General features: G+C 53.3%; 1 protein-coding gene and 1 pseudogene. Both read left to right on the top strand.

Features of this window, described 5'->3' with window-relative positions; translation table 11 throughout:
- On the top strand, nucleotides 1–205 hold a 205-nt coding region (locus AUR66_RS22505; RefSeq protein WP_231727751.1), incomplete at its 5' end, for a hypothetical protein.
- 321 nt (nucleotides 206–526) lie between these two features.
- Nucleotides 527–803: pseudogene (locus AUR66_RS22510) on the top strand (hypothetical protein); the annotation flags it as partial.

Consider the following 803-nt stretch of genomic DNA (forward strand, 5'->3'; position numbering starts at 1 on the left):
ACTCCCGAAGGAGGAAGTTCGGTCACTCTACGAAGCGTGGGCGGAAGACCACGGGCGAGATCCACTGAGCCCAAGTTGGTTCTCACGGAAGCTCGGAAACCACCTCGAATTCACTACTGACCGACGCCGAATCGACGGTGAACTTGTCCGCGTTTTCATCGGATTCGACATCGACACATATCAGGATAGTGATGGTGGAAATTGACCCACTAACTGGGGTAACTCCGAGTGAACATCACCCGTCCAAATCGGTGTGTTCCATCCAAATCTCTGACAATACCATGACCACCAAAATCGCAAGACAATGCGGTGTTCCACCCATTTCGAGTTTGGGTGGAACATGCGCTGTGTCGACAAAATGGGTGGAACATGGCTACGTCACTCGATTTTCGGGTCTGAAATGGGGGTGTTCCAAGGAAAAAACGACTAGTATAGGGTGGGGGGTGGCCGTCGTAGACGGGCGAGCAATCGCTCGGGAGATTTTATCGGGGCGCGAGAGGCGCGCAGCCACAACTGAGATGAGACAATGACGAAGAAAACTACCACATTCGTGACACAGAAGAATCTCCCAACAGAACTCGTCGAACGAGACCAGTGGGTGTGCTGGCGAAGCGAGAAACGAGACGGGAAGCAAACGAAGATTCCAGTGGTCCCTGGCGAGGGCTCATTCGCATCGTCGACGGACCCAGACACATGGTCAGATTTCGAAACAGCACGCTCGTTTGTCGAAGCGAATCAGGCAGATGGAATCGGCTTCGTGTTCACCGAAGACGACCCAATTGTCGGAGTCGACTTGGACGATT

Origin of the sequence: Haloferax profundi (assembly GCF_001469865.1) — an archaeon.
Classification (GTDB): domain Archaea; phylum Halobacteriota; class Halobacteria; order Halobacteriales; family Haloferacaceae; genus Haloferax; species Haloferax profundi.